A 484-nucleotide genomic window follows, 5' to 3' on the forward strand; every position below is an offset into this window, starting at 1 on the left:
GCGTTCCCCGTCGGGCGCGGAGGCGATCGAGTAGCTGCGCTGCGTGCTGTAGCCGTCCTCCGCGGTGAGCCGTACGTCGACGTGCTGTCCGGGCAGGTGGCCCGGCCACCCGGGGACGTCGAACACGAGGGTGCCGGCGGTGTCCGACTCGACGCGCCGGCCGGTGAGGCGGGCCTGCAGCCAGCGCAGCCGTGCGCCTAGTCGCCCTGGTACCGCTGCTCGCGCCATGGGTCACCGTAATCGTGGTAGCCGACGGTCTCCCAGAAGCCGCGTTCCTCCTCGTCGAGCAGCTGGATGCCGCGCACCCACTTCGCGGACTTCCAGAAGTACAGGTGCGGGACGAGGAGGCGGGCGGGGCCGCCGTGTTCCGCGGGAAGTTCCTCGTCGTCGTAGCGGTAGGCGATCCACGCCTTGCCGTCGAGGAGGTCCTCGACGGGCATGTTGGTGGTGTAGTCGCCGTAGGAGCGGACCATGGCGTACTCGG

1 protein-coding gene and 1 pseudogene are annotated in these 484 nt (G+C 70.5%); both read right to left on the minus strand.

Annotation, left to right across the window (positions count from 1 at the left end):
* Positions 1–228: pseudogene (locus tag LPA54_RS37150) on the minus strand (oxidoreductase); the annotation flags it as partial.
* The coding region (locus LPA54_RS37155) for a molybdopterin-dependent oxidoreductase (protein WP_228984873.1) at positions 198–484 on the minus strand (287 nt) is incomplete at its 5' end. The pseudogene LPA54_RS37150 and the gene LPA54_RS37155, both read right to left, overlap by 31 nt.

Origin of the sequence: Streptomyces sp. DH12 (assembly GCF_020873895.1) — a bacterium.
Classification (GTDB): Bacteria; Actinomycetota; Actinomycetes; order Streptomycetales; family Streptomycetaceae; genus Streptomyces.